The sequence below is a fragment of the Microbispora siamensis genome, from assembly GCF_016863095.1.
In the GTDB taxonomy this organism is placed as follows: domain Bacteria; phylum Actinomycetota; class Actinomycetes; order Streptosporangiales; family Streptosporangiaceae; genus Microbispora; species Microbispora siamensis.
This window is the reverse complement of sequence record NZ_BOOF01000031.1, coordinates 87,330-112,355: the sequence shown is the minus strand read 5'-3', so window position 1 is coordinate 112,355 and position 25,026 is coordinate 87,330. Positions and strand designations below refer to the sequence as shown.

At 72.7% G+C, this 25,026-nt stretch carries 26 protein-coding genes; 19 read left to right on the top strand and 7 right to left on the bottom strand.

What is annotated here, in order from left to right:
• Positions 1 to 27 precede the first annotated feature (27 nt).
• From Msi02_RS25815 to Msi02_RS25805, 3 genes are read left to right on the top strand one after another with little or no spacing between them, the layout of a single operon-like run.
• Complete coding sequence (locus Msi02_RS25815; protein ID WP_204050650.1) at positions 28 to 609, top strand: TetR/AcrR family transcriptional regulator; 582 nt, start codon at positions 28 to 30, stop codon at positions 607 to 609.
• Positions 610 to 640: 31 nt separating this feature from the next.
• On the top strand, positions 641 to 1,996 hold the full coding sequence (locus tag Msi02_RS25810; RefSeq protein ID WP_204050649.1) for an MFS transporter: 1,356 nt from the start codon (positions 641 to 643) through the stop codon (positions 1,994 to 1,996).
• On the top strand, positions 1,997 to 2,749 hold the full coding sequence (locus Msi02_RS25805; RefSeq protein WP_204050648.1) for an SDR family NAD(P)-dependent oxidoreductase: 753 nt from the start codon (positions 1,997 to 1,999) through the stop codon (positions 2,747 to 2,749).
• Here Msi02_RS25805 and Msi02_RS25800 read toward each other — a convergent pair.
• Complete coding sequence (locus tag Msi02_RS25800; protein WP_204050647.1) at positions 2,741 to 3,715, bottom strand: helix-turn-helix transcriptional regulator; 975 nt, start codon at positions 3,713 to 3,715, stop codon at positions 2,741 to 2,743. The two genes, Msi02_RS25805 and Msi02_RS25800, sit on opposite strands and share 9 nt — an antisense overlap.
• A gap of 62 nt (positions 3,716 to 3,777) precedes the next feature.
• Here Msi02_RS25800 and Msi02_RS25795 point away from each other — a divergent pair, with 62 nt between their 5' ends.
• A complete protein-coding gene (locus Msi02_RS25795; RefSeq protein ID WP_239108706.1) occupies positions 3,778 to 4,890 on the top strand; it encodes an epoxide hydrolase family protein in 1,113 nt (370 codons plus the stop codon).
• A gap of 181 nt (positions 4,891 to 5,071) precedes the next feature.
• Positions 5,072 to 6,046: a hypothetical protein gene (locus tag Msi02_RS25790; protein ID WP_239108705.1), complete on the top strand. Its 975-nt coding sequence runs from the start codon at positions 5,072 to 5,074 to the stop codon at positions 6,044 to 6,046.
• A gap of 86 nt (positions 6,047 to 6,132) precedes the next feature.
• On the opposite strand, the gene Msi02_RS25785 is transcribed toward Msi02_RS25790, so the two are convergent.
• Positions 6,133 to 6,567 (bottom strand): CBS domain-containing protein, encoded by a 435-nt coding sequence (locus tag Msi02_RS25785; protein WP_079319375.1) that lies wholly within the window; start codon positions 6,565 to 6,567, stop codon positions 6,133 to 6,135.
• Positions 6,568 to 6,630: 63 nt separating this feature from the next.
• Entirely contained in the window at positions 6,631 to 6,993 is a 363-nt protein-coding gene (locus Msi02_RS25780; protein ID WP_079319376.1) for a hypothetical protein, read from the bottom strand.
• 88 nt (positions 6,994 to 7,081) lie between these two features.
• Here Msi02_RS25780 and lhgD point away from each other — a divergent pair, with 88 nt between their 5' ends.
• The 4 genes from lhgD to Msi02_RS25760 are packed head-to-tail and all read left to right on the top strand — an operon-like array spanning position 7,082 to position 10,837.
• The gene (gene lhgD / locus Msi02_RS25775) at positions 7,082 to 8,266 is read left to right on the top strand and encodes an L-2-hydroxyglutarate dehydrogenase (protein WP_204050646.1); all 1,185 of its coding nucleotides are present in this window, start codon (positions 7,082 to 7,084) and stop codon (positions 8,264 to 8,266) included.
• An 18-nt stretch (positions 8,267 to 8,284) separates the two neighbouring features.
• Positions 8,285 to 9,007, top strand: coding sequence for a response regulator transcription factor (locus Msi02_RS25770; RefSeq protein WP_193206903.1), 723 nt, complete (start codon positions 8,285 to 8,287; stop codon positions 9,005 to 9,007).
• A 3-nt stretch (positions 9,008 to 9,010) separates the two neighbouring features.
• Positions 9,011 to 10,405, top strand: a complete 1,395-nt coding sequence (locus tag Msi02_RS25765; RefSeq protein WP_275414174.1) for a sensor histidine kinase — start codon at positions 9,011 to 9,013, stop codon at positions 10,403 to 10,405.
• Positions 10,406 to 10,465: 60 nt separating this feature from the next.
• Positions 10,466 to 10,837: a hypothetical protein gene (locus Msi02_RS25760; RefSeq protein WP_204050645.1), complete on the top strand. Its 372-nt coding sequence runs from the start codon at positions 10,466 to 10,468 to the stop codon at positions 10,835 to 10,837.
• Between the two features lie 92 nt (positions 10,838 to 10,929).
• Here the strand turns inward: Msi02_RS25760 and Msi02_RS43450 are convergent, their stop codons facing one another.
• The 3 genes from Msi02_RS43450 to Msi02_RS25745 all read right to left on the bottom strand — a co-directional run bounded on the left by Msi02_RS43450 (position 10,930) and on the right by Msi02_RS25745 (position 13,469).
• Entirely contained in the window at positions 10,930 to 11,178 is a 249-nt protein-coding gene (locus tag Msi02_RS43450) for a PIN domain-containing protein (protein ID WP_239108704.1), read from the bottom strand.
• A gap of 160 nt (positions 11,179 to 11,338) precedes the next feature.
• Positions 11,339 to 11,584, bottom strand: a complete 246-nt coding sequence (locus Msi02_RS25750) for a hypothetical protein (protein WP_204050644.1) — start codon at positions 11,582 to 11,584, stop codon at positions 11,339 to 11,341.
• 184 nt (positions 11,585 to 11,768) lie between these two features.
• Positions 11,769 to 13,469, bottom strand: coding sequence for an efflux RND transporter periplasmic adaptor subunit (locus Msi02_RS25745; RefSeq protein ID WP_204050643.1), 1,701 nt, complete (start codon positions 13,467 to 13,469; stop codon positions 11,769 to 11,771).
• A 379-nt stretch (positions 13,470 to 13,848) separates the two neighbouring features.
• Between Msi02_RS25745 and Msi02_RS25740 the strand changes: the two genes are divergently transcribed.
• From Msi02_RS25740 to Msi02_RS25700, 9 genes are read left to right on the top strand one after another with little or no spacing between them, the layout of a single operon-like run.
• Positions 13,849 to 15,009, top strand: coding sequence for an efflux RND transporter periplasmic adaptor subunit (locus Msi02_RS25740; protein WP_204050642.1), 1,161 nt, complete (start codon positions 13,849 to 13,851; stop codon positions 15,007 to 15,009).
• Positions 15,006 to 15,776: an ABC transporter ATP-binding protein gene (locus Msi02_RS25735; RefSeq protein WP_275414173.1), complete on the top strand. Its 771-nt coding sequence runs from the start codon at positions 15,006 to 15,008 to the stop codon at positions 15,774 to 15,776. The genes Msi02_RS25740 and Msi02_RS25735 overlap by 4 nt, the downstream gene beginning before the upstream one ends.
• Positions 15,773 to 17,071 carry an ABC transporter permease gene (locus Msi02_RS25730; RefSeq protein ID WP_204050641.1) on the top strand — a complete coding sequence of 433 codons (1,299 nt, stop codon included), beginning with the start codon at positions 15,773 to 15,775 and terminating at the stop codon, positions 17,069 to 17,071. Before Msi02_RS25735 ends, Msi02_RS25730 begins: the two co-directional genes overlap by 4 nt.
• A 28-nt stretch (positions 17,072 to 17,099) precedes the next feature.
• Positions 17,100 to 17,699, top strand: a complete 600-nt coding sequence (locus Msi02_RS25725) for a hypothetical protein (protein WP_204050640.1) — start codon at positions 17,100 to 17,102, stop codon at positions 17,697 to 17,699.
• Positions 17,696 to 18,385 (top strand): response regulator transcription factor, encoded by a 690-nt coding sequence (locus Msi02_RS25720; protein WP_079319522.1) that lies wholly within the window; start codon positions 17,696 to 17,698, stop codon positions 18,383 to 18,385. The genes Msi02_RS25725 and Msi02_RS25720 overlap by 4 nt, the downstream gene beginning before the upstream one ends.
• Positions 18,369 to 19,919, top strand: a complete 1,551-nt coding sequence (locus Msi02_RS25715) for a sensor histidine kinase (protein ID WP_239108703.1) — start codon at positions 18,369 to 18,371, stop codon at positions 19,917 to 19,919. The genes Msi02_RS25720 and Msi02_RS25715 overlap by 17 nt, the downstream gene beginning before the upstream one ends.
• Positions 19,920 to 19,937: 18 nt before the next feature.
• Entirely contained in the window at positions 19,938 to 20,453 is a 516-nt protein-coding gene (locus tag Msi02_RS25710) for a hypothetical protein (RefSeq protein WP_204050638.1), read from the top strand.
• Between the two features lie 49 nt (positions 20,454 to 20,502).
• A complete protein-coding gene (locus Msi02_RS25705; protein ID WP_204050637.1) occupies positions 20,503 to 22,230 on the top strand; it encodes a P-loop NTPase family protein in 1,728 nt (575 codons plus the stop codon).
• Positions 22,227 to 23,813: a YfjP family GTPase gene (locus tag Msi02_RS25700; RefSeq protein WP_204050636.1), complete on the top strand. Its 1,587-nt coding sequence runs from the start codon at positions 22,227 to 22,229 to the stop codon at positions 23,811 to 23,813. Before Msi02_RS25705 ends, Msi02_RS25700 begins: the two co-directional genes overlap by 4 nt.
• A 16-nt stretch (positions 23,814 to 23,829) precedes the next feature.
• On the opposite strand, the gene Msi02_RS25695 is transcribed toward Msi02_RS25700, so the two are convergent.
• On the bottom strand, positions 23,830 to 24,231 hold the full coding sequence (locus Msi02_RS25695) for a Dabb family protein (RefSeq protein ID WP_079319519.1): 402 nt from the start codon (positions 24,229 to 24,231) through the stop codon (positions 23,830 to 23,832).
• A gap of 104 nt (positions 24,232 to 24,335) precedes the next feature.
• On the opposite strand from Msi02_RS25695, the gene Msi02_RS25690 reads away from it, so the two are divergent.
• Positions 24,336 to 24,989 (top strand): TetR/AcrR family transcriptional regulator, encoded by a 654-nt coding sequence (locus Msi02_RS25690; RefSeq protein ID WP_204050689.1) that lies wholly within the window; start codon positions 24,336 to 24,338, stop codon positions 24,987 to 24,989.
• The last annotated feature ends 37 nt before the right edge of the window (positions 24,990 to 25,026 follow it).

Genomic DNA, 25,026 nt, shown 5'->3' with positions numbered 1-25,026 from the left:
GTTTCCGAATGGTCTAGGGTCGGGGCCATGGCGAGAACCAAGGAGTTCGACCCCGACGCCGTGCTGGAGCGGGCCCTGGACCTGTTCTGGCGGCGCGGCTACGAAGCCACGTCGATGGCCGACCTGGTCGAGCACCTCGGCATCGGCCGCGCCAGCCTGTACGCCACCTTCGGCGGCAAGCACGACCTCTACGTGAAGGCGCTGGAGCGGTACGTGCAGATCCGCGACCCCAACCCCATCGAGATGCTGTCGCAGCCCGGCCCGGCCCTGCCGGCCGTACGGACCCTGGTCGAGCGCTACACCGAGGAGTCGATCCGCGACCGCGACAGGCGGGGCTGCATGATCGTGAACGCCGCGACCGAGCTCCTGCCGGACGACGAGCCGGTCGCCCGGCTCGTCGAGACCAGCTGGACGAGCCTGGAGACGGCGCTGACCACGGCGCTCATCCGCGCCCGCGCCCAGGGGGAGATCTCCGCCGAGGCCGACCCCCGGGCGCTGGCGCGGTTCGTGCTCGTCTTCCTCCAGGGGCTGCGGGTGATGGGGAAGGGCCACGGCGACCCCGCCCGCCTCCGCGACGCCGCCGCCCAGGCCCTCGCAACCCTCCGCTGATCACCACCTCATGGCGGGAGTGGGCTTTTTCATGTCCTTATTCTTGACCGTTCGTTCTAGTAAGAGGGCGGCGCTCGTCGTGCTGGGGGGCGCCCAGGTCGCCCTCGTCGCGGCGATCACCCTCATGACGGTGCCGCTGCCGTCGATCCAGCGGGAGTTCGGCCTCGGCCAGGGAGACCTGGCCCTGCTCACCTCGGCGTACGGGCTGACCTTCGGCGGGCTGCTGCTCCTCGGGGGCAGGCTCGCCGACCGCCTGGGCGCCCGAGAGATGTTCCTGGCCGGGATGGTCCTGCTCGCCCTGGCCTCGGCGGCGGGCGGGCTCGCCCCGGACCGCGCCGTCCTGCTCGCCGCCCGATTCGCCCAGGGAGCGGGCGCCGCGATGGCCGCCCCCGCGGCCGTCGCCCTGGTGACGCGGCTCCATCCGGACGAGCGGGAGCGCCAGGACGCCCTGGCGGTGTGGGGCACGCTGTCGGTCACCGGGGCCGTCGGGGGCAGCCTGCTGTCCGGGCTCGTCGCCGCCGTGGCCTCGTGGCGCTGGTCGTTCCTCCTGCCCGCCGCCGTCGGCGTCGCGGCCGTGGCCGCCGGGGCCTTCCTGCTTCCGGCCGCGCCTCGTACGGCGGCCCGCCTCGACGTGCCCGGCGCGCTGCTCGCCACCGCGGGGTTGGTGGCGGTCACGTACGGCCTCGTGGAGGGCTCGGCGGCCGTCGCCGGTGCGGGCCTGCTGCTGACGGCCGGGTTCGTCGTCGTCCAGGCGAGGACGTCACGGCCGTTGCTGCCGCTCCGGCTCCTCGCGCACCGCGGGCGGGGCGTCGCGTTGGTCGTCGTGTTCCTGACGGCGGCGGCCAGCGCGACCGTCACGTTCCTGCTCAGCCTCTATCTGCAGCAGGTGCGCGGCCTGTCGCCGATCTCCACGAGCGCGGCCTTCCTGCCCTTCCTCCTGGTCGTCGTCATGGGCCCGATCAGCGGTCGCCTGCTGCGCCGCCTCGGCGTGCGCCGCGTCCTGGTCGCCGGACTGCTGCTCGCGGCGGTGGCGATGCTGCTGGTCGGCCGGATCGCGGCCACGGGAACCGTGCTCGCCGGGTTGCTGGTCTTCCCGGTCGCATCGGGGCTGGCCTTCTCCGCCGCAACTGTGGCGGCCTTCGACGGCGTGTCCGCGGAGGACTCCGGAGCGGCCGGCGGGCTGGTCAACACCGCCATGGAGGTGGGGCCGACGGCCGGCCTGGCCGTGCTCGTGGCGCTCGCCGCGGCCCGCGCGGACGCCGTGGACGCGGGCGGAGCACAGGCCGTGGCCGAGGGCTACGGGTTCGCCCTCACCGCCATGGCACCGGTCTTCCTTCTCGTGGCGGCGATGGTCGCCGTCGCGTTCAACCAGTCAAGGGAGCGATAGATGAGATTCACGGACAAGGTCGTGCTGGTCACCGGGGCGGGTTCCGGCGTCGGCCGGGCGGTCGCCCGGGGGTTCGCCAGGGAGGGCGCCACCGTGGTGGCGGCCGGGCGGGGGCGTGGGCCGCTGGAGCAGACCGTCAAGCTGATCGAGGCCGAGGGAGGCCGGGCCGCCGCGCTCACGGTCGACGTGACCGACTCGGAGGCTGTGGCCCGGCTCGTCCGGGAGATCGTCACCCGGTTCGGCCGCCTCGACGTCGCGGTCAACAACGCCGGGATCTTCGCGGGAGGGACCGTCGTGGACATGCCCGAGGAGGACTGGGCGCGTGTCCTCCAGGTCAACACGACGGGCGTCTTCCTCGCCCTGAAGCACGAGATCGCCGCGATGCGCGCCCAGGGCTCCGGCGTGATCGTGAACATCGCCTCGAACATCGGGGCTCACATCCGGATGCCCGGGGTGGGCGCCTACGCCGCGTCCAAGGCCGCCGTGAGCGCCCTGACCCGCACGGCCGCGCTGGAGAACATCAGGGCAGGTGTGAGGATCAACGCGGTCAGCCCGGGCGCGCTGGACACGACGATGTCCCTGCGCCCCGGCGAGACCGAGGACGACCGGGCCGCCCGGGTGCGGGAATCGCTGCCGATCGGCCGCGTCGGCGGCCTCGACGAGATCACCGGCACCGTGCTCTGGCTCGCCTCGGACGACGCCGGCTTCGCGGTGGGGCTCGACCTCGTGCTCGACGGCGGCGCCTCAGCCTGACCCCTCTGTCGTGCTGGCGGTCGCGCGGGCGTAGCGGGCGGTGAGGGCGCGCAGGTGGTCCACCAGCTCGGGCGGGCCGGTGACCTCGAAGTCGAGGTCGAGCAGGCCGAGGTGGACGGCGAGCGAGTTCAGGGTGTCGGCGCCGGTCGCGAGCACGCAGGTGTGGTCGTCGACGTCCTCCACGACGCCGACGGCGGGGTTGATCCGCGCGGCGACCACCTCGGCGGGGGCGTGGACGAGCACCCGGGCGCGGTGCCGCCAGGCCGCCGCCGACACCCCCCGGGCGACGTACGCCGCCGCTCCGCCCTCCGGCGGGTCGCGGGGCGGGAAGCGTGGACCGGTGGGAGTACGCGGCGCGATCCGGTCCACCCGGAACGTGCGCCAGTCGTCGCGGTCGACGTCCCAGGCCACGAGATACCACCGGCGGCCCCACGACACGAGCCGGTACGGCTCGGCCAGCCGGACGCCGGATGAGCCGTCGTGGCCGCGGTAGTCGAACCGCAGCCGTTCGCGGTCGCGGCAGGCCGCCGCCAGCACGCTCAGCACGGCCGGGTCGACCGCCGGACCCGGCCGGTCGGGCGGCACCGGCTCGGTGTACGCCTGCAGGGCCCCGACCCGGCGGCGCAGGCGTGACGGCAGCACCTGTTCGAGCTTGGCGGCGGCGCGCTCGGCCGCCTCCTCGACGCCCGCCACCCCGGTGGCGGCCCGAAGCCCGATCGCCACTGCCACCGCCTCCTCGTCGTCGAGGAGCAGGGGTGGCATCGCCGCCCCGGCGACCAGCCGGTAGCCGCCGTCCGTGCCGCGGGTGGACTCCACCGGATAGCCGAGATCCCGCAGCCGGTCGACGTCGCGGCGTACCGTCCGCTCGCTCACACCGAGCCGATCGGCCAGGATCGCGCCGGGCCAGTCGCGTCTGGCCTGGAGCAACGACAGCAGGCGCAGCAGCCGCGCCGAGGTTTCCAGCATGTTCTCAGTCTGACGGCACTTCAGGACAGAACCTGTCCGGAAGGGTCCGTAATGTCGGCGTCATGAGCGACAACATGTCCCTGATCAGGCCTTTCCGCATCGACGTCCCGCAGGCCGACCTCGACGACCTGAAGGACCGGCTCGGCCGGACCCGCTGGCCCGACGAGATCCCGGGAACCGGATGGGAGTACGGCGTGCCGGTCGCGTACGTGAAGCGGTTGGCCGAGTACTGGCGCGACGGGTACGACTGGCGCGCCCACGAGGCCGAGATCAACCGGTATCCGCAGTTCGTCACCGAGATCGACGGCCAGGACATCCACTTCCTGCACGTGCGGTCGCCGCACGAGGACGCCCTTCCGCTGATCCTCACCCACGGCTGGCCGGGCTCGATCGTGGAGTACCTCAAGGTCATCGAACCGCTGACGAACCCCGAGGACCCGGAGCGGGCGTTCCACCTGGTGATCCCGTCGCTGCCCGGCTTCGGCTTCTCCGGCCCGACGAGGGAGCGGGGCTGGAACCGGTTCCGTACGGCCCGGGCGTGGGCGGAGCTCATGCGCAGGCTCGGCTACGACCGGTACGGCGCGGTGGGCAACGACGGCGGCTCGTTCGTCTCGCCCGAGGTGGGCCGGGTGGACCCCGAGCACGTCGTCGGCGTCCACGTCACGCAGATCTACTCCTTCCCCTCCGGCGACCCGGCGGAGATGGCGAACCTCACCGACGAGGAGCGGAAGGGGCTGGAGGTGCTGCAGTGGTTCTACGAGAACAAGATGTCGTTCAACATGGTCCATTCGCAGCAGCCGCAGACGCTGTCGTACGGGATCTTCGACTCGCCGGCCGGGCTGCTGGGCTGGAACGCCCAGTTGTTCGGTGAGGACGTCGACGACGACTTCATCCTGACCAACACGATGCTCTACTGGGCGACCGGCACCGCCACCTCGGCCACGCGGTTCTACTACGAGGACGCGCACGCCGAGCATCCGAAGGAGCCGACCACGGTCCCGCTCGGCGTGGCGATGTTCGAGGGCGACTTCGTGTCGATGCGCACCTTCGCCGAGCGCGACCACAAGAACATCGTCCACTGGCGGTCCTACGGCTCGGGCGGCCACTACGCCGCCCATCTGCGGCCGGACGTGCTCGCCGCCGACCTGGGCGACTTCTACGCCGCCCTGCGGTGACAGGCCGGGCATATACCCGCCCCTGACCGATTCCGGGACGACCGGGGGTATGTCGCCCGCCGCACGCGGGGCGGACATCGGGAATGATGGCCGCATGGGGAGCACATCGGGGCGGACGCGGACGAGAAGGATTCCGCGGGCCGTCCTGGCTCTCCTCGCGGTCGCGTGCGCGGTGCTCCCGGTGACGGCGACTGTGACGGCGGCGCGGGCGGACGACGGGGAGCGGCCGCTGTTCCGGATCCGGGACGAGCGCATCAGCGAGTCGAGCGGCCTCGCGGTCTCGCCCACCCACAAGGACATCGTCTACACGCACAACGACAGCGGCCACGGACCGCAGATCTACGCGATCGGATCTGACGGCCGTACGCGGGCGACCTTCACGATCGGCAACGCCGAGGCCAGGGACTGGGAGGGCATCGCGGCCTCCACCGACCGCGCGACCGGGCGCGGCGTGCTGTGGATCGCCGACATCGGGGACAACCTCGCGGACGGCGGGGGACGCGGCTGGCCGGACGTGTCCGTCTACAAGGTCGTCGAGCCCAGGACGATGGAGGACGCGACGCTGCGGGCCGTCAGGTATCGCTTCCGGTACGCCGACGGCCCCCGCAACGCCGAGGGGGTGATGGTCGATCCCCGCACGGGCCGGTTGTACGTCGTCAGCAAGGAGTTCTCCGGGGGCGTCTACGCCGCCCCCGCGAAGCTGCGCACCGACAAGGTGAACGTGCTGCGCCGGGTGGGGCCCGCGCCCCTCATGGCCACCGACGCGGCGTACGCCCCCGACGGGTCGAGCTTCGTCATCCGTACGTACTTCTCGGCGTCCGTCTACCGCTCGCCCGGCAAGCTGATCGCGCACCTCACGATGCCGCCGCTCAACCAGGCCGAGTCGATCGCGTACACCCGGGACGGCGCGGCCCTGCTCACCGGGAGCGAGGGGAAGGACAGCCCGGTCTACCGGGTGCCGCTGCCCGCCGCAGCCCGGCCGGCTCCCTCGCCCAGTCCGGTCCGGACCTCCGCCCGGCCGCACGCGGTCAGGGCGTCGAGCGGGGCGACCGCCGGCGACGGCCTGCTCGCCGTGCCGATGCCGGTGTTATGGGTGACGGCCGCTCTCGGGGCGATCGGGATCATCGCCTTCATCGCCTACCGCACGGGTCGCTGAAGGCCCTCGGGCGACCTCGGGGACGGGCATGCGAAGGGCCGGGCCGCCGATCCTGACGGCGCCCGGCCCGGAGATCGCCGCGAGAGTCAGCCCCGCGCGTAGACGCGGTGGACGAACTCCGCGAGCTTGCTGTCGGGCAACTCCTTGGCCAGGTCGGCCTCGGTGATCATCCCGACGATCCGGTGGTTGTCGATCACCGGCATGCGCTTGATCTGGTGCTCCTCCATCTTGGCCAGGGCTTCCTCGACGTTGGCGTTGGCGTCCACCCAGACCAGGCCGCGCGCCAGTTCGCTCGCCGTGGTCTGGTCGAGGTCCTTGCCCTCGGCGACACACTTGATCACGATGTCGCGATCGGTGATGATGCCCTTGAGCCGGTCGTCGTCCCCGCAGATGGGAAGGGCGCCGACGCTCATGTCCCGCATCATCTCCGCGGCCCTGCGCAGGCTCTCGTGCTCGCCGATGCATTCCGCGCCCTCGTGCATGACCTGGCCTGCGGTCTTGCTTACTCCCTCTGTGGTCATGGCTAACCCCCGATTCCCTCTTTTAAGCTGTTATGCCCCGTATGTCCGGAAATAAGAGCGCGGTCACAGCCGGGGTAGGAAGTGCTCGCCGCGCAGGGCGCGTTCCACGAGCGCGATCGACTCGGCCAGCCGTACGAGCCGGGGGCCCTCCTGGCGGTAGGCGTCCAGGACCGCCTCGATCGCGTGCGGGGGAAGGTGCTCCTTCAGGTCCACCGCCGCTCCCCGGTATCCCTCCCTGGCCGCCTGGATCGAGGCCGCCACCTGCTGGCGGGCCATCCGGGCGAGCGCGAGCGGATGGCGGCGCAGCACGCCGTACGCGCGGTAGTCCGGGGGCACGGCGTCGAGCAGCCACGACACGGCCGAGACCTCCCAGTCGGGGCTGCCAGGAGGGCGCACCTCCGGTGGCCAGCCGGGTGGCACGTACACGCCGCCATCGTACCGAACACAGGTTCGATCACCGCGGAGCGGCTCCGGCTGCGACAATGTCGGGCATGCTGTCGACAACCGCACGGACATGAGGATCGGGATCGTCGGCGCCGGGATCCTCGGTCTGGCCGTGGCCCGGCAGATGGCGCGGGCGGGCGCCGAGGTGACCGTGCTGGAGAAGGAGCCCAGGATCGCCGCCCACCAGACCGGGCACAACAGCGGGGTCGTGCACGCCGGGATCTACTATCAGCCCGGCTCGCTGAAGGCGACCCTCTGCCGGGAGGGCGCCGCCATGCTGCGCGAGTACTGCGCCGAGCACGGCCTGCCGTACGAGGAGGCGGGCAAGCTCGTCGTGGCCTCCACCCGGGCCGAACTGCCGGGGCTGCGCCGGATCGCCGAGCGGGCCAGGGAGAACGGCGTGCCCGGCATCGCCGAGCTCGACGCGATCGGCCTGCGGGAGGTGGAACCGCACGCGGTCGGGGTCGCCGCCGTCCACTCGCCGCACACCGCGATCACCGACTTCTCCGCGGTCGCGCGCCGCCTCGCCGCCGACGTGGCCGAGGCCGGCGGGTCCGTACGGCTCTCGCGTCCCGTACGCGCGATCAGGCAGACCACCGACGGCGTGGCGGTGGCCGCCGGGCCGGAGAGGCTCACCTTCGACCGGCTGGTCTCCTGCGCCGGCCTCGGCACCGACGGCGTGGCGGACCTGGCGAGAGCGGGCGGCGACGTGCGGATCGTCCCGTTCCGGGGTGAGTACTACCGGCTCGCGAGCCCGGCACGCGGCCTGGTGAAAGGTCTCATCTATCCCGTTCCGGACCCCCGCTACCCCTTCCTCGGCGTCCACCTGACCCGCAGGATCGACGGGGAGGTCCTGGTCGGGCCCAACGCCGTGCCTGCGCTCGCCCTGGAGGGCTACTCCTGGCGGTCGGCGTCGCTGCGCGACCTGCGGCGGATCGTCGCCTGGCCGGGCGCCCGGCGCATGGCGGCCGAGCACTGGCGCACCGGCCTGCGCGAGGTGTACGGCTCGCTGGCCAAGCGGGCCTTCGTGTCCGCGGCCCGGCGATACGTGCCCGAGTTGGCCCCGGCCGACCTCGTACGCGCCGGAGGCGGCGTGCGGGCCCAGGCCGTGGCCCGGGACGGCAGGCTGCTCGACGACTTCGTCATCGACGTGCGCGGGCGGATCGTGCTGGTGCGAAACGCGCCCTCGCCCGCGGCGACGAGCAGCCTGGCGATCGCGCGGCACATCGCTTTAACGGTTCCCTTAACCTCCTAGGTCTAGAGTGCTGCCGCCATGGTCGCTGAATCTCCCGAAGCCCGGTTGCTGATCGTCGAGGACGAGCCGAACATCCTCGAACTGCTCGCGGCCAGCCTCCGGTACGCCGGATTCGAGGTCCACACCGCATCCAACGGCGGCGAGGCGGTCGCCGCGGCCCAGCGGCACCGGCCGGACCTGATCGTGCTCGACGTCATGCTGCCGGACATGGATGGGTTCGACATCGTGCGCAGGCTGCGCGGCGGCGGAACCCACACCCCAGTGGTCTTCCTCACCGCACGGGACGCCACCGAGGACAAGATCCGGGGCCTGACGCTCGGCGGCGACGACTACGTGACCAAGCCCTTCAGTCTTGAGGAGGTCATCGCCCGGATCCGGGCCGTGCTGCGCCGCACCGCCGGAGACCCGATGATCGCTCCGCCGCGGCTGACCTTCGCCGACATCGAACTGGACGAGGAGTCCCACGAGGTCTGGCGCGGCGGCCGGGCCGTGCCCCTGTCGCCGACGGAGTTCAAGCTGCTGCGTTACTTCATGTGCAACGCCGGCCGGGTGCTGTCGAAGGCCCAGATCCTCGACCACGTGTGGGACTACGACTTCCGCGGCGACGCCGGCATCGTCGAGTCGTACGTCTCGGTGCTGCGCCGCAAGCTCGACAACGCCCATTCCCGGCATCACCCCCGGCTCATCCACACGCTGCGCGGCGTCGGCTACGTCATGCGGACACCTCCCAGCGGCGCCTGAGCGGTGTCGGGGCGCACGCCGCTGCGGATCCGGCTCAGCGCGGCCATGCTCGCGCTGGTGGCGGTCGCCCTCGCGGTCATCGGCGTGGGCAGCGTCTCGGTGCTGCGCGACTACCTGGTCAGCCGGGTGGACATGCAGGTCGGCATGCTGGCGCACGAGACCGAGAAACGCCTCGACCGGGGTCCGGGGGCGTTCGTACGGCTCAGGGTGCCGCCCGAGGGCCGGGTGGAGATCCGCGACACCGGGGGCAGGACGCTGCTCGCCCAGGCGGGCATGGGTGTGGAGAGCCTTCCTGGCCCCGGAGCCGTGACCTCCCAGAACCCGGTGACGGTGCCGGCGGTGTCGGGCGACGGCCTGTGGCGGGCCCGGGTGGTGCCCGTCGAGGGCTTCGGCACGGTCGTCGTCGCGATGGACCTGGCCTCGGTCGGGCAGATCACCGCACGGCTCGCCCTCATCGAGGCGCTGGTCGGCGGCGCCCTGATGGTCCTGCTCGCCGTCGTCGGCGTCGTGATCGTACGGCGCAGCCTGCGGCCCCTGGCGGAGATCGAGGCGACCGCCGAGGCCATCGCCCGGGGGCACCTCGGCAGCCGGATCCCCGATCGCGACCCGCGCACCGAGGTCGGGCGGCTCGCCCGTGCGCTGAACGGCATGCTCACCCAGATCGAGGCGGCGTTCCAGGCTCGGGCGGCCTCCGAGGCCGCGGCCAGGGAGTCGGAGGCGCGCATGCGCCGCTTCGTGGCCGACGCCTCACACGAACTGCGCACGCCGCTCACCTCGATCAGGGGGTTCGCCGAGTTCCACCGTCAGGTGCCGGACGCCGACACCACCCGGCTGATGTCGCGCATCGAGAGCGAGGCCGCCCGCATGGGCCTGCTGGTGGACGACCTCCTGCTGCTCGCCCGGCTCGACCAGCAGCGCCCGCTGCGCATGCAGCCCGTGGACCTGCTGGCCCTGGCGGCCGACGCGGTCCACGACGCCAGGACCCTCTGCCCCGACCGCGACGTCTCGCTGGTGGTCGAGGGGGACGCGGCGCTGATCGTCTCGGGCGACGAGGTGCGGCTGAGGCAGGTCGTGGGCAACCTGATGAGCAACGCCACGACCCACACGCCCGAGGGAACCCCGATCACCGTACGCGTCGGCAGCCTGGACGGCACGGCGTTCATCGAGGTGGCCGACAAGGGGCCAGGCCTCACTCCCGAGCAGGCGGCCCGGGTCTTCGAGCGCTTCTACCGCGCCGACCCCTCCCGTACGCGGCCGTCCGGCGGCAGCGGCCTGGGGCTCGCGATCGTGGAGTCCCTCGTCCGGGCCCATGGTGGCAAGGTCGGCGTGGAGACGGCCCCCGGCGCCGGCGCCGCCTTCCGCGTCACCCTCCCCCTCGCCCCCGAAGCCCGCACCTGAGCGCTATTTCCGTTGACGCACGCGTCCCCAAGAGTGGAGGTTTAGGGGCGGGAGGTATCTGTGGCGATTTCCAGGAAGGGCTCACGGCTCATCACAGTTGACGGCGTCGCCTACCGGTGGCGGATCCGCCACAAGCCCACCTACGGCCAGGCGATCGGTGAGGGGACGCTGACCTTTCCGGTCGAGCCGGCGGAAGGGCCGGGCCGGGTGCTCCTGGTGTCGCTTCCCTTCTCCCGGCCGGACGCCTGGGTGGGAGAGCGGACGATGGCCGTACGACCGGCGCTCGTGGCGGCGGTCATCCGCATGGCCCTGAAACGCGGCTGGGACCCCTGGCAGGCGGGCCGTGCCTTCGGCCTCGACGTCACCGAGGACGATCTCACGGAAATGCTGGGCGGCCCGCCCGTCTATCAAGTCCCCTCCCTTCGCTGGTGACCGCTTTCGGCCCCGATCGTCCGCTGCCGTGACGCGCTGCCGGAGCTGGTGCCCGTCCCCTGAAGCCCGCACCTGACCGGCGTACGGCGAACTCACGGAAGCAACCGCAGAGCGGCGACGTGGCGGGGCCGCACGATGCTGAAGTGGCGCCGATCCAACGTGGCGACCGCAGGCAGGCCGAGCCGTTCGGCGATGGCGATCACGGACGCGTCAACCGCGCCCAGCGGGAGATTCTTGTAGAGCCGTACGAGCTCCGCGATACGTGTCACGTCTTTCTGTTCAAGGGAAACCAACTCCAGCTCGCCGCTTTCGATCGAAGTCAGGAAAGCGGCCTCTGCCAAGGCATCCCGATACTTCTCTACGAGCCAGCACACTCCACGACCACTGTCACGGGAACCAACAGCGGCCCCGGGGCGGTCTGTAGAAGATCGGCGCACCGCGCGTGGTCCTTGTCGTCGGCGTCGAGCGCCGCGACCAGGGGGCCCGTATCGAGAAGGATCGTCACATCGGACGATTCAACCCCTCGCGAAGCACCTCTTCATGGCGTTCCGCCAGATCGCCGACTCCCGACCTCATCGCTCCGATGAACGACAGCCGCCGCCGGCCCTCTTGCTCCGCATCTGACCTGTCTGTGCTCTCGTTGGCCTTGACCAGCCGGAGCACGACCGCATGCAGATCGCGGACCTGCTCTGGCCGCAGCCTATCCACCAGAGCGTGCAGATCCTCGTAATCGTGCGCCGCGGTCATGGGCACAGCGTACGTCGCCGCCATCCACGAACCAGGTTCACGCGCATCGCTTCGGGCGACTCCGCTCCGCTGGATGGGCTGTCCACTACAACATTCCGTTCATGCGATTCTCTCCTGCGCCGGACGAACGGCCGTCCTCGTCCACAGGCGTGTCGCCGGCAAACGGGGGGCCGTGAGCCTGAGGTCAGCGGGCGGCGGGGAAGCCTTCGTCGGGGAAGGCGGTGGAGGCGGCGGGCAGGACGACCTGGTCGCCTTCGGAGAGGCCGCCCGTGATCTCCACGTAGCTGTCGCCGCGTACGCCGACCTTGACCGTACGGCGCGACTGCGTCCCGCCGTCGGCCACCGTGACCACGGCCGTGCCGTCACTCTGGGTGCGTACGGCCCGTGAGGGCACGTAGAGCGCGTCGGCCGCCTCGCCGGTCGTCACCCGTACGGTGGCGCTCTGTCCCAGCAGCAGGCGGGCGGGGCGGCTGTTCAGGACGATCGTCACGCCGTAACGGACCAGGCGGTTGCTGGTGGTCGCGGTCGGGTCGATGTGGGCGACCGTTCCGGGGTACTCCTGCCCCGGTTGCGTGGGCAGCGTCACGGTGGCGGCCTGACCGACCTTCAGGAAGCGGATGTCCGACTCGGTGAACAGCGCCTGCACCTGCAGGTCGTCGAGGTCGCCGAGGGTGATGAAGGTCCCCGAGGTGTAGCGGGAGCCGGTGGTCCCCGCGACGGACAGGATCGTGCCGTCCGCCGGAGCCTTGATCCTCACACCGGCGAGCGCCTCCTTGGCCTCGGCCAGTTCGGTCGTCGCCTGGCTGACCTGCGCCTCGGCCTGTGCCTCGGTGAGCCGGGCGCCCCCTTGGCCGCCTTGACCACCCTGGCCTCCCTGTCCTGCCTGGCCGCCGCCGAAGCCCGCACGTCCCTGTGCGCCGCCGCCCTGCCCTTGTCCGCTCTGTCCCTGCGAGCCCTGCCCCTGCGAGTTCCGGCCGCCCTGGCCGGGTGCGCAGGCGGAGGAGGAGCCGCTGGGGGAGGGGCTCGGCTTCGTGGACGGCTGCTGTGCCGGCGCCGTGGGCAGGATCGAGACGCTCACCTCGGGATTCGGCGCGGTCGCGCCGCCGTCCGTGGGGGCCGGACGGTGCGTCCTGGACGGTTTCGGGTGCGGATGCGGGCGAGGCGTGGCCGTGGGCGCCGGACTCGGCTCGGGCTTGGAGCCGCCGTGGTCACCGCCCCGGTACGCCACGAGCCTGATGCTCGCCGCGCTCGCGCCGCTGTTCGCCGCGGCGGCGGGGCGGCTCGACGGCCGGGTGGTCGCGGAAGGCCGTGACGAGGGCTGCGAGGAGGGGCGCGTGGACGCCTGCCCGGAAGGCCGGACGGAGGGGGCCGGGCACGAGACCGCGCCGCCACTCCCGGAACCGCCCGGGCTTCCCGCCCCGGCTCCCGCGCCGGAACCGCCCGCGCTTCCTGCCCCGGCGCCGCCCGCGTTCCCCGATCCGGCTCCGGCGCCCGTGCCGCCGCCGGGGGTTCTGGCCCCGCCGGCGCCTCCCGAGCCGGTTGTGCCGGTGGATGCCCCGGTCCCGGAACCGCCTGTGGTGGCCGTGCCGTTCTCGACGTCGTCGAGGGTCTCCTGGGCGGCGGCGAGGGCGGCCTTGGCGGCCTCGTAGTTCTCCCTGGCGATGGTGTCGTCGATCCGGGCGAGGACCTTGCCGCGGCGGACCTTCTGGCCCACCTTGACGTAGACCTTCTCGACCGTGCCCTCAGCTCCGAACGCGAGATCGCGCACGCCGGTGTCGACCGTGTTGCCGGCGGCGGAGACGTATGACGTGACCGTGCCCCGCCTGACCGAGGCGAGCGCCATCCGGTCGGCCGCGGAGGTGTCGCCACCACCGGCGGAGATCACGGCGACGCTCGCGATGACGATCCCCGCCAGCGCGAGCCCTCCAGCCCGAAGTGGAGTGCTCGATCTCGTGACTCCTCCGTCCCCTGAAGAGGACGGCTTCTCGCTTTCCCCGGCTGAGGTAGCCGGAGTAGGCGACGGCCAAGCCCTGACCGATGCCCTCTGGGCACGCGAAGACGGTATCAGGGAAGCGAATCCCCTGCCGGATGAATCCGGCAGTCCCTCGCTAAATCTCATGGCGGACATCCTGCTGACGCCACGTGACCGGTGGCTTGGCCGTACCTGAGAGTTGTCTGTGGATGCGCACCTTGATGCGGACTGTCAGCAAACCCTCAGCATCGGCCTAGGTTGCCCGAAGCGGGGTTTGCCATGGTTCGACGTCGTGAAGCTGTCGACGAAGCGCAGGACGCTGATCATCAACGGTGTCCTGGTGGTACTGCTGCTCGGCGGGATCGCGGCGGCCTGGGCGTCCGTGGGAGGCGACTCCTCAGGAGACGGCGCCGCGCCGCTGACGACCCGGGTGACCCGCGGGACCGTGCTCGCCTCGGTATCGGCCTCCGGTTCCGTCGAGAGCGCCAGGACGCGCGCCCTCGATTTCGCTGCGAACGGCACCGTCGAGTCCGTACTGGTCGAGAGCGGCGACAAGGTCAGGAAGGGACAGGTGCTCGCGCGCATCGACGACACGGCCGCCCGGGAGAGCCTTGAGGCGGCCCGGGCGAGCCTGGACGCCGCCGAGGAGGCGGACACCTCGACGGCGTCGGGCTACTCGCAGTACATCAGCGCGAGGAACGCCTACCGGTCGGCCAAGCGGACGCTGGCGGGCACGGTGATCAAGGCGCCCTTCACCGGGGTCGTCACGGCGGTCAACGGAGCCGTGGGCGGCTCCTCGGGCGCGTCCGGCGGGTCCGGTGGATCCGGCGGGTCTTCGCAGGGCGGTCAGGGGCAGTCGCAGAGCGGTTCCGCGGCGTCGAGCGGATCCAGCGGGTCCGGCGGCTTCATCGAGATCGCCGACCCCGCCCGCCTGCGGATCGTGGGGAACTTCACCGAGGCCGACGTCAGCAGGATCAAGGTCGGCCAGGCGGCGACCGTGTCGTTCGACGCCCTCGCCGGGGTCACCGCCGCCGGCAAGGTGACGGTGGTCGACCCGCAGCCGCAGACGAACAACAACGTCGTCCAGTACGCCGTGACGATCTCGCTGACCGACGTGCCCTCCACCGTACGGCTCGGCCAGACGGCCACGGTCCAGGTGACCGTGGGCACGGCGGACGACGTGCTCACGGTGGCGTCCTCCGCGGTCAGCACGGCGGGCGGCCAGACCACGGTGACCGTGCTGGAGAACGGCAAGCAGGTCGTGAAGCGGGTGGAGGTCGGCCTGAAGGGCGACACCACCACCGAGATCAAGTCGGGACTCCAGGAGGGCGACCAGGTGGTGCGGCCCCAGGCATCGACGACCGGCGGAGGCGGCGGCATCCAGTTCCCCGGCGGCGGAGGCGGGTTCGGCCGCGGCTTCGGCGGCGGCGGTGGCGGCGGAGGCAACCGATGAGGGCCGGCCCGCAACAGGTGCTCGACCGCCCTGTGCTCGACCCCCCTGTGCTCGATCTGGGCCACGTCACCAAGGTGTACGGCGAGGGCGAGACCGCGGTGCGCGCCCTGCGCGGCGTGTCGCTCAGGGTGGAGCGCGGCGACTACGTGGCGATCATGGGCGCCTCCGGCTCCGGCAAGTCCACGCTGATGAACATCATCGGCTGCCTCGACGTCCCGTCCGGGGGGAGTTACCACCTCGACGGCACCGACGTCGGCGGGCTCGACGAGCGGCGGCTCGCCGTCGTCCGCAACCGCAAACTCGGCTTCGTCTTCCAATCGTTCAACCTCATCCCCCGGATGAGCGCGCTCGCCAACGTCGAGCTTCCCCTGGCGTACGGCGGGGTCAAGGCCGCGGAGCGGCGCCGCAGGGCGCTGGCCGCGCTCGACCGGGTCGGGCTCGCCGAGCGCGTCCACCATCAGCCCAACGAGCTGTCCGGCGGCCAGCAGCAGCGGGTGGCGGTGGCCCGCGCGCTCGTCACCGCGCCGACCCTGCTGCTGGCCGACGAGCCCACGGGCGCTCTCGACAGCAAGTCCAGCGAGGACGTCATGAACATCTTCGACCGTCTCAGCGCGAGCGGCCGGACCCTGGTCGTCATCACGCACGAGGAGGAGGTCGCCGCGCACGCCAAACGGGTCGTCCGCCTCATGGACGGCCAGATCGTGGAGGACGTGCGTACGACGCCGGTCGACGGGTTGCCCCCGCGGCTCGCGGAGGTGGCCTCGTGAACGCCGCGGAGGTCCTGCGTTTCGCACTGCGCGGCCTGGCCGCCAACAAGATGCGCAGCGCGCTCACCATGCTCGGCATCCTGATCGGCGTCGCCGCGGTGATCCTGCTGGTCGCGGTCGGCGAGGGGTCATCACAGCAGATCCAGCAGAACATCCAGCGGCTCGGCGCCAACTCGCTGACGGTCACGCCGTCCACCTCGGGCGGCGGGGGCGGCCCGGGCGGCGGGTTCGCCCGCGGTTTCGGCGGCGGGGGAGGCGGCGGGGGAGGCGGCACGCAGGCCGGGCGGCAGAACACCGGCCCGCGCACCCAGGCCAAGGACCTCACCGTCGACGACGCGCGGGCGCTGGCCGACCCGGCGAACGCCCCCTCGGTCAAGAGCGTCTCACCGGTCGTGACGGCCCAGTCCCAGACCGCGACGTACGAAGGGGCGAGCCACTCGATCAGCCAGCTCGTGGGCACCTACCCGAGCTACTTCGAGGCGTCCAACAAGCCGGTGGTCAAGGGGGCCTACTTCTACAACGACGACGTGCTCGCCGCGCGCAAGGTCGTGGTGATCGGGCAGACGGTGGCCGAGAACCTGTTCGGCACGGTCGATCCCCTCGGCAAGCAGATCACGGTGTCGGGCGTGCCGTTCACCGTCGTGGGCGTGCTCAAGGAGGCCGGCTCGTCCGGGTTCCAGGACGCCGACGACGTGGCCATCGCCCCGCTGCCCGCCGTGCAGCAGAGCCTGACCGGATTCGGGCCGCTGGGGCAGATCCTCGTCCAGGCCAAGAGCGCCGAGGCGGTGGACGCCGCGCAGACCGAGGTCACCGAGGTGCTCAACCAGCGGCACGGCATCACCGGCTCGGCGAGCGCCGACTACCGCATCCTCAACCAGGCGACCCTGCAGGAGACGGTCAGCGCGGCGACCGGGACGTTCACGGTCCTGCTCGGCGCGGTGGCCGCGATCAGCCTGCTCGTCGGCGGCATCGGCATCACCAACATCATGCTCGTCACGGTCACCGAGCGGACCAGGGAGATCGGCATCCGCAAGGCGATCGGCGCGCCCAAGGGCGCGATCCTCGGCCAGTTCCTCGCCGAGGCGACGATGCTCAGCCTCGTCGGCGGCCTGCTGGGCGTGCTGATCGCCGTGATCGGCGCCCAGTTCACGATCGCGGGCGTCCAGCCGGTGATCGTCCCCACGTCGATCGCGCTGGCGCTCGGCGTCTCGGTCGCGATCGGCCTGTTCTTCGGCAGCTACCCCGCCAACCGCGCCGCCGGGCTGCGGCCGATCGAAGCCCTCCGCTTCGAGTGATGGCCGGGCCCATGGAAGGGAGATGGATGTGAGCAGGCACGACACCGAGGAGCTTCTGGAGACCTCGCCGTTCGACGACGACCTCCAGGAGGTGCTGGCCGCGCGTCCCGCTGGTGCGGGCGGGTCGAAGCTGACGCTCGCCCTGGCCGGAGGCGTCCTGCTCGTGGCCGGGCTGCTCCTCGGCATCCAGGTGCAGAAGCTCCTGGGCGGCGCCACGCCGGGCCAGGTCCCGTCCCGCGCGGCCGGTCCCGGCGCGTACGGCCAGGCCCCCGTGGGCGGCGGGCTCGGCGGCGGGTACGCACGAGGCGCGGGCGGCGGCTTCGCGGGCGCGGGCGGCGGCGCCGGAAGAGGGGCGGGCGCAGGGGCAGGAGCAGGGCCCGGCGGCATGACCTTCGGCACGGTCAAGCTGGTCGACGGCGACAAGATCTACGTCCAGACCGTGAACGGCGGCGTGGTCACGGTGACGACCTCGCGAGACACCAAGGTCCAGGTCACCCGGACGGGCAAGGTCTCCGACCTGAAGCCGGGCAGCTTCGTCACCGTCGCGGGCACCGCCGACGCCCAGGGCCAGGTGGCGGCGACGTCCGTCACCGAGGGCTCGGCCATGGGCCGGAGAGCGGGATCGTGACCGTGGAGGGCCGCCTGCTGGTCGTCGACGACGAGCCCGACATCAGGGAGTTGCTGTCGGCGAGCCTCCGGTACGCCGGGTTCGAGGTGATCACCGCGTCCACCGGCCGGGAGGCGGTCCAGATCGCCGGCAAGGTGCGTCCCGATCTGATCGTGCTCGACGTCATGCTGCCGGATCTGGACGGCTTCGCCGTCTCCGACCGGCTCCACGCCTCCGGGCGGCGGGTCCCCGTGCTGTTCCTCACCGCCAGGGACGCGAACGAGGACAAGATCACCGGGCTCGGCTGCGGCGACGACTACGTCACCAAGCCGTTCAGCCTGGAGGAGGTGCTCGCGCGCATCCGGGCCGTGCTGCGCCGCACGCGCGGCGGCGACGCCGTCCCCGCCCGGCTGCGGGTCGCCGACCTCGAGCTCGACGAGGACTCCCGCCAGGTCTGGCGGGACGGCGTCCCCGTACGGCTGTCGCCCACCGAGTTCAAGCTGCTGCACTACTTCATGGTCAACCAGGGCCGGGTGGTGTCGAAGGCGCAGATCCTCGACCACGTCTGGCACTACGACTTCGGCGGCGACCACAACGTGGTCGAGTCGTACGTGTCCTATCTCCGGCGCAAGATCGACACTGCCGAGCCCAAGCTGATCCACACGCTCCGCGGCGTGGGCTATGTCCTCCGTGCGCCGCGTCAGTGACCTGCTCCACGTCGGCGGACCGGCCCGCAACGCCGCTGCCAAGGCCGGTGGGCCGGCCCGCACCCGCCGGTGGCCGCGGCCGCCGCGTGCGGGCGCGGTGCTGCGCCTGCTGAGCATCCGCGAGCTGCGACGGCGGGTCGCGAGGACCCCGCTCTGGCTGCGGCTCGTGGCGGGGACGCTGCTGCTCGTGGCGCTCGCGATCGCACTGACCGGCGGCTTCGCCGTACAGCTCCTGCGGGGCTACCTGGTGGACCGGGTCGACGCGCAGCTCATGGCCGTCGGCCGGCGCCCGGCGGAGCCGCCCCCTCCGTCCGCGGTCACGGGCAACGTGTTCCGGCCGCCGCGGCAGTTCGGCTCGTTCTACATCGTCCTGCTCGACCGCAACGGAGCCGTCGTCCGCACCGTCCAGGAGCCGCCGAGCGCCGATCCGCCGCCCGCGCTGCCCCGGCCCCGGCAGGACCGCAGGCAGTGGCTGTTCACGGCGGAGAGCCCCTCGGGGGCGCTGTGGCGGGCGATCGCCGTACGCGAGGATGACGGCACCCGCTTCCGTGTCGCGGCCATCAGCCTGGCCGACATCGACGGCACGGTCTCCCGGCTGGCGGTGATCGTCCTGGGGGTCGGTCTCGCCGTGCTCGTCGCGCTCGGAATCGCCTGCTACTGGCTCGTACGGCGCAGCCTGCGCCCGCTGGGGGAGATCGAGCGGACGGCGGAGGCGATCGCGGCGGGCGACCTGTCCCGGCGCGTCCCGCTCCGGCACCGGCGCACGGAGATGGGCCGTCTCGGCCGGTCCATCAACGGCATGCTCACGCAGATCGAGACGGCGTTCCGGGAGCGGGAGGCGTCGCAGGAGCGGATGCGCCGGTTCATGGCCGACGCCTCCCACGAGCTGCGCACCCCGCTCACCTCGATCCGCGGCTTCGCCGAGCTGTACCGGCAGCAGAGTTCGCAGGACCCCGTCCTGCTGCTGCGCCGCATCGAGGACCAGGCCGTACGGATGGGCCTGCTCGTGGACGACCTGCTGCTGCTCGCCCGGCTCGACCAGCAGCGTCCTCTCGAACGCCGCCCGGTCGACGTGCTCAGCCTCGCGGCCGGGGCGGTGCTCGACGCGCAGACCCTCGCGCCCGACCGGGAGATCGACCTGCTGCGGCTGGACGACTCGGACGAGCCGGTGCGGGTGCTCGGCGACGAGGCGCGGCTGCGCCAGGTCGTCGGCAACCTCGTCAGCAACGCCCTGCGGCACACCCCCGCGGGCACCGCCTTCCGCGTCGGCGTGGGGATCGTGCCCGGATCGCAGGCCCTGATCGAGGTGGCCGATGACGGGCCCGGTCTGGCCCCCGGCGACGTCGAGCGCGTCTTCGAGAGGTTCTACCGCGCCGATCCCTCGCGCAGCCGGTCGGACTCCGGCGGCACGGGGCTCGGCCTGTCCATCGCCGCCGCTCTCGTCCAGGCCCACGGCGGCACCATCACGGCCGACAGCGAGCCCGGCCGCGGCGCGGTGTTCCGCGTCCGCCTCCCCGCGTGCCCTCCTCGATGAGTCCAACGAAAGGCGAGGGTGATCCCTTTGCGATACCTGTCCATCGCGGTCGCTGCGGCGGCCCTGGCGGTCACGGTGACCGGCTGCGGCGGCGGTGACGACACCGCCGCCCCGACCACCACGCAGGCCGTCGCCGGCGGTGGTTCGAGCGCCGACCCCCGGGCCGCGTTCACCGAGTGCCTGCGCAAGAACGGCGTCACGCCGCCCAGCGGGCGGCCCAGCGCCAGACCCTCGGGCAGACCGACCGCCAGACCGAGCGGGGGCTTCGGCGGATTCCGCTCGATGGACCCCGCCATGAGCAAGGCGTTCGAGGCGTGCCGCTCGCTGATGCCGCAAGGCGGCCGGGGCGGGTTCGGCGGCGGGCGCGGCGTCGATCCGCAGGCCATGCAGGCGTTCCGCACCTGCATGAAGGACAACGGCGCCGAGCTGCCCGCCGGCGGACGCGTGCGCGATCTGTCCACGAAGGACCCCAAGGTGGCCAAGGCGTACGACAAGTGCAAGGTGCTGCTGCCCGCGCCCACTCCCGCCGCCTGACCGGCCGGGGCGGCTGATTCGGCGGCCTTCCTCAGGGAAGGTCGAAAGTATGGCGGGGAACGACAGGCTGCGGGCCGCCCTGGAGAGCCTGCGGCGTCACCTCGATCAGGACCTGTTCCCCCTGGAGATCGGGGACGCCGTGGGCGACCGGCGCGTCCTGGGGGAGCTGCGCGGGCAGCTCGACGACTACCTGCTGCCCCGCCTGGCGGCCATCGACGCGCCGCTGCTCGCCGTGGTCGGCGGTTCCACCGGGGCGGGCAAGTCCACCCTGGTCAACTCGCTGGCCGGCATGATCGTCACCGAGCCCGGGGTGCTGCGGCCCACCACGCTCGCGCCGACTCTGGTGTGCAACCCCGCCGACGCCGCCTGGTTCACCTCCACCGCCATCCTGCCCGGGCTGGCGAGGGTGACGGGCGGGTCGGCCTGCGCGGGACGCGGCGAGCCAGGCACCCTGCGGATCGCCCCCGTGGAGGCCGTGCCCCCCGGGCTGGCGCTGCTCGACGCCCCCGACATCGACTCGATCGTCACGGCCAACCGCGAGCTGGCCGCGCAGCTCCTCGCCGCGGCCGACCTGTGGCTGTTCGTCACGACCGCCGCGCGGTACGCCGACGAGGTGCCGTGGAGCTTCCTGCGCCTGGCCCGGGAGCGGAGCACGGCGCTCGCGGTGATCCTCCAGCGAGTCCCGGCCGAGGCACGCGACCCCGTGGCCGCCGACCTGACCCGGCTCCTGCGGGAGAACGGCCTGGGCGGCACGCCGCTGTTCGCCGTTCCGGAGCTGGAGCTGCCGTCCGAGCGGGCCCGGCTGCCCGCCCACGTCGTGCAGCCGATCGCGACCTGGCTCGCCGACCTGTCCGTGGACGCCAAGGCGCGGGCCGAGGTCGTACGGCGGACCCTGACCGGCGCCCTGGACAGCCTCGGCACCCGGGTGCCCGACCTGGCCGACCGGGTGGAGCGCCAGCGGGCGGGGATCGCCGAGCTGCGCGACATCGCGGCCAGGGCGTACGACGTGGCGATGTCGGCGTTCGACGAGGGGATGCGCGACGGCAGGCTGCTGCGCGGGGAGGTGCTGGCCCGCTGGCAGGACTTCGTGGGCACCGGCGACCTCATGCGGGCCCTGGAGTCCCGTGTCGGCTGGCTGCGCGATCGCCTCGTCGCCGCCTTCCGGGGCCGCCCCGCGCCCGACAGGGAGCTGCGGGTCGCGCTGGAGAGCGGGGTGGAGTCGCTGATCCGCGCCACCGCCGACGGCGCCGCGGAGCGGGCCGTCGAGGCGTGGCTGGCCCTTCCCGCCGGGCGCGACCTGCTGGAGAAGTCCGGCGTCGCCGTCTCCGGGCGGCTCGGCCGCGCGTCCGCCGATCTGCCCGGCCGGGCCGGCGCGGCCGTACGCGACTGGCAGGGGCACGTGCTCGATCTCGTCCGCTCCGAGGGCGCCGACCGGCGCACGCTCGCCCGGGCGGCGTCGTTCGGCGTGAACAGCCTCGGCGTACTGATCATGCTGGCGGTGTTCTCCACGACCGGCGGGATCACCGGCATCGAGCTGGGCATCGCCGGAGGCACCGGCGTGCTCAGCCAGAAGCTGCTCGAAGCCGTCTTCGGCGACCAGGCCGTACGCACGCTGACCCAGGAGGCGCGCGAGGACCTCCGACGGCGCGTCCGCGCGCTGCTCGACGAGGAACGCTCCCGCTTCACCTCCCTCGTGGAGGGGCTGGGCCCGGCTCCGGAGACGGCGGCCCGGCTGCGGGAGGCCGCCAAGGCCGTACAGGAGAGGGGCGTCCTGTGAAGCTCCCGCGCAGGAAGGCGGATGCGTCGCTGGACGACCGCCTGGAGGCGCTCGCCGAGGCCGCCGACCTGGCGGAGGGCCGGCTCGGCCAGGAGGCCGTGGACCACGCCCGCGCCGTGGTCGCCCGGGCGGGCGCACGGCGCGGCCTGTCGGTGGAGCACACCGCGGTCGCCCTCGCCGGGGCGACGGGCAGCGGCAAGTCGTCGCTGTTCAACGCCCTGTCCGGGACCGAACTGGCGACGGTGGGAGTGACCCGGCCGACGACCGCCAAGGCGCAGGCGGCCCTGTGGGGCCCGGACGGCTCGGGACCGCTGCTCGACTGGCTCGACGTCCCGTTGCGTCACACGGTCGAGGGTGACGCGTCGGGGCTGATCCTGCTGGACCTGCCCGACCACGACTCCATCGAGCTGTCCCACCGCAGGGAGGTCGACCGCCTGGTCGCCGCGGTCGACCTGCTGGTCTGGGTGCTCGACCCGCAGAAGTACGCCGACGCGGCCGTGCACGAGCGCTACCTGCGCCCGCTCGCCCGGCACCGGGACGTCATGGTCGTCGTGCTCAATCAGGTGGACCGGCTGCCGGAGCGGTCGGTCAAGCGCTGTCTCGACGACCTGCGCGGCCTGCTGGCGGCCGACGGGCTCGAAGGGGTGCCGGTGCTCGGCGTCTCCGCCCGCACCGGCGAGGGCGTCCCCGAACTGCGGGCGCTGCTCGACCGTCAGGTCTCCCGCCGCCGCGCCTGGTCGTCGCGGCTCGCCGCCGACGTGGCCTCGGCCGCCGCCGCGCTCTGGGCGGACACCCCGCCCGCGCCGGGACAGGTCGCGGTGCCGGAGGTCGCCGTGAGCAGGGCTCTGACGCGGGCGCTCGCACAGGCGGCCGGGGTGCCCGTCGTGATCGAGGCGGTCGCGAAGTCGCACCGGCACCGCTCGATCGCCGCGACGGGCTGGCCGGTGACGCGCTGGCTGCGCAGGCTGCGGCCCGATCCGCTGCGCCGTCTCCACCTGGCCAAGGGTGCCCGTTCCTCGCTGCCCGCGGCCACCGCCGTGGAGGTCTCGGCCGTGGACACCGCCCTGCGCGACGTCGGGGCCGCGGCCTCGGCCACGGTGCCCGAGCCGTGGGCGACAGCCGTACGGCACGCGGCGCGGTCGCGGTCGGAGGAGCTGACGGACGCCCTGGACCGCACGATCGCCGCGGCCACCTCGGGCGGCGTCTCCAGCGCCCCTCGGTGGTGGCGGGTGGCGGGGACCGCGCAGTGGCTGACGGTCGCCGCGATGGTCGCGGGCGCGATCTGGCTGCTCGTGCGCTTCGCGCTGGACTACCTCATGCTGCCCGGGCTTCCCACCCCCACGGTCGGCCGGGCGCCGTGGCCGACCGTGCTCCTGCTGGGCGGCGCGCTGGCGGGCGTGCTGATCGCCGCGCTGTGCCGGGTGTTCGCCTGGGCCGGGGGGCGGCGCAGGGCGCGCAGAGCCGCCAAGGAGTTGCGCGCCGGCATCGAACAGGTCGCCGGGGAGCTGATCATCACCCCGGCACGCGACGAGCTGTCGCGTTACACCCGCTTCGCCGATCGCGTGGCCCTCGCCGCGTCCTGAGCGCCGGGGGCCGCCGCTAACCGGAGACCCGGCCGTTGGGGATGGCGTCGAGGAGCCGGCCCCACTCGGGATAGGTCGCCACCTTCTTCAGGTGCATGGCGGTGATCTTCTCGTGCAGGCCGGGATCCGGGTCGTCCGACAGGCGCACCGCCGAGAGCCGGTCGAGGCGGGGCAGGATGTGCGGGTCGCCTTCCAGATGCACCGGGTCGTACATGTACCGCTCCAGCGCCGCGAGGTCCTCGACGGCGGCGAGGTAGGCGTGGGTGTAGCCGTCGGAGGGATCCCCCAGGTCCTGGCCGACGCTGGAGAACGCCACCGACTCGACGGACGCCGTGCGCCTCATCGCCGCCAGCACCTCCTCCTTCTCCTCGTCGGTGGTCCCGTCTCTGAAGCTGAACCGCAGGATGTTGACGATCACGAGTTCCCCTTCCAGATTGAACTTGCCGGTTTACTCTATTGATCTGAAAGGTTTTGAACAAGCGGGTTCACTCAAGTGGTCCCGCTGGTACAGTGCGGGTCGTGATGGCGGAGCTGACGACGGCGGGACGCCCCGACTCCCGGGGACGCATCGACAAGCGGCGGGCGATCCTGAAGGCCGCTTTCGCCGTCTTCGCCGAGCAGGGCTACGCGCAGGCGTCCGTGCAGGAGATCGCCGAAGCGGCGGGGGTCGCCAAGCTGACCGTCTACAACCACTTCGGCGACAAGGAGAGCCTGTTCCGGCAGGCGATGGAGGTCGCGGCCGACGCCGTGTCGGCGGAGAACCTGGCCGTGGTGGACAGGCTGCGGGATCCCGGTGACGATCTGCGGGCCGTCTTCGAGGACGTGGCGTACAGCCTGCTCCAGGTGTGCTGCGGTGAGCGCTCGCACGCGCTGCGACGGCTGACCTACGGTCAGATCGCCCGAATCCCCGACATCGTCGAGATCGTGCAGGGGCGGACGGGGCGCCGGCTCGCCGAGGCCCTGGCGGATCGGCTGGCCCGGCTCTCCCTGTCCGGACGCCTACGTCCCTGCGACCCGGCGCTCGCGGCCGAGCAGTTCCTGGCGCTGCTCACCGGCCCGATGGAGGCGCGGACGGCGCTCGGCACCCGCACCGCCTCCCCCGAAGAGGCCCGCGGCGTCGCCGACGCCGCCGTCGACACCTTCCTGCGAGCGTACGGACCGGCGGCAGGCGCCTGACAGGGAACGAGCTGCTGTGGTCCTGCTCTCCCCGGAG

Excerpts from the sequence above, each read along its gene's own strand:
- Msi02_RS25705 (WP_204050637.1), top strand. The coding sequence starts at position 20,503 with ATGGCGGGGAACGACAGGCTGCGGGCCGCCCTGGAGAGCCTGCGGCGT.
- Msi02_RS25690 (WP_204050689.1), top strand. The coding sequence starts at position 24,336 with ATGGCGGAGCTGACGACGGCGGGACGCCCCGACTCCCGGGGACGCATC.
- Msi02_RS25785 (WP_079319375.1), bottom strand. The coding sequence starts at position 6,567 with ATGACCACAGAGGGAGTAAGCAAGACCGCAGGCCAGGTCATGCACGAG.
- Msi02_RS25805 (WP_204050648.1), top strand. The coding sequence starts at position 1,997 with ATGAGATTCACGGACAAGGTCGTGCTGGTCACCGGGGCGGGTTCCGGC.
- Msi02_RS25795 (WP_239108706.1), top strand. The coding sequence starts at position 3,778 with ATGAGCGACAACATGTCCCTGATCAGGCCTTTCCGCATCGACGTCCCG.
- Msi02_RS25815 (WP_204050650.1), top strand. The coding sequence starts at position 28 with ATGGCGAGAACCAAGGAGTTCGACCCCGACGCCGTGCTGGAGCGGGCC.
- Msi02_RS25750 (WP_204050644.1), bottom strand. The coding sequence starts at position 11,584 with ATGACCGCGGCGCACGATTACGAGGATCTGCACGCTCTGGTGGATAGG.
- Msi02_RS25810 (WP_204050649.1), top strand. The coding sequence starts at position 641 with ATGTCCTTATTCTTGACCGTTCGTTCTAGTAAGAGGGCGGCGCTCGTC.
- lhgD (WP_204050646.1), top strand. The coding sequence starts at position 7,082 with ATGAGGATCGGGATCGTCGGCGCCGGGATCCTCGGTCTGGCCGTGGCC.
- Msi02_RS25770 (WP_193206903.1), top strand. The coding sequence starts at position 8,285 with ATGGTCGCTGAATCTCCCGAAGCCCGGTTGCTGATCGTCGAGGACGAG.
- Msi02_RS25735 (WP_275414173.1), top strand. The coding sequence starts at position 15,006 with ATGAGGGCCGGCCCGCAACAGGTGCTCGACCGCCCTGTGCTCGACCCC.
- Msi02_RS25800 (WP_204050647.1), bottom strand. The coding sequence starts at position 3,715 with ATGCTGGAAACCTCGGCGCGGCTGCTGCGCCTGCTGTCGTTGCTCCAG.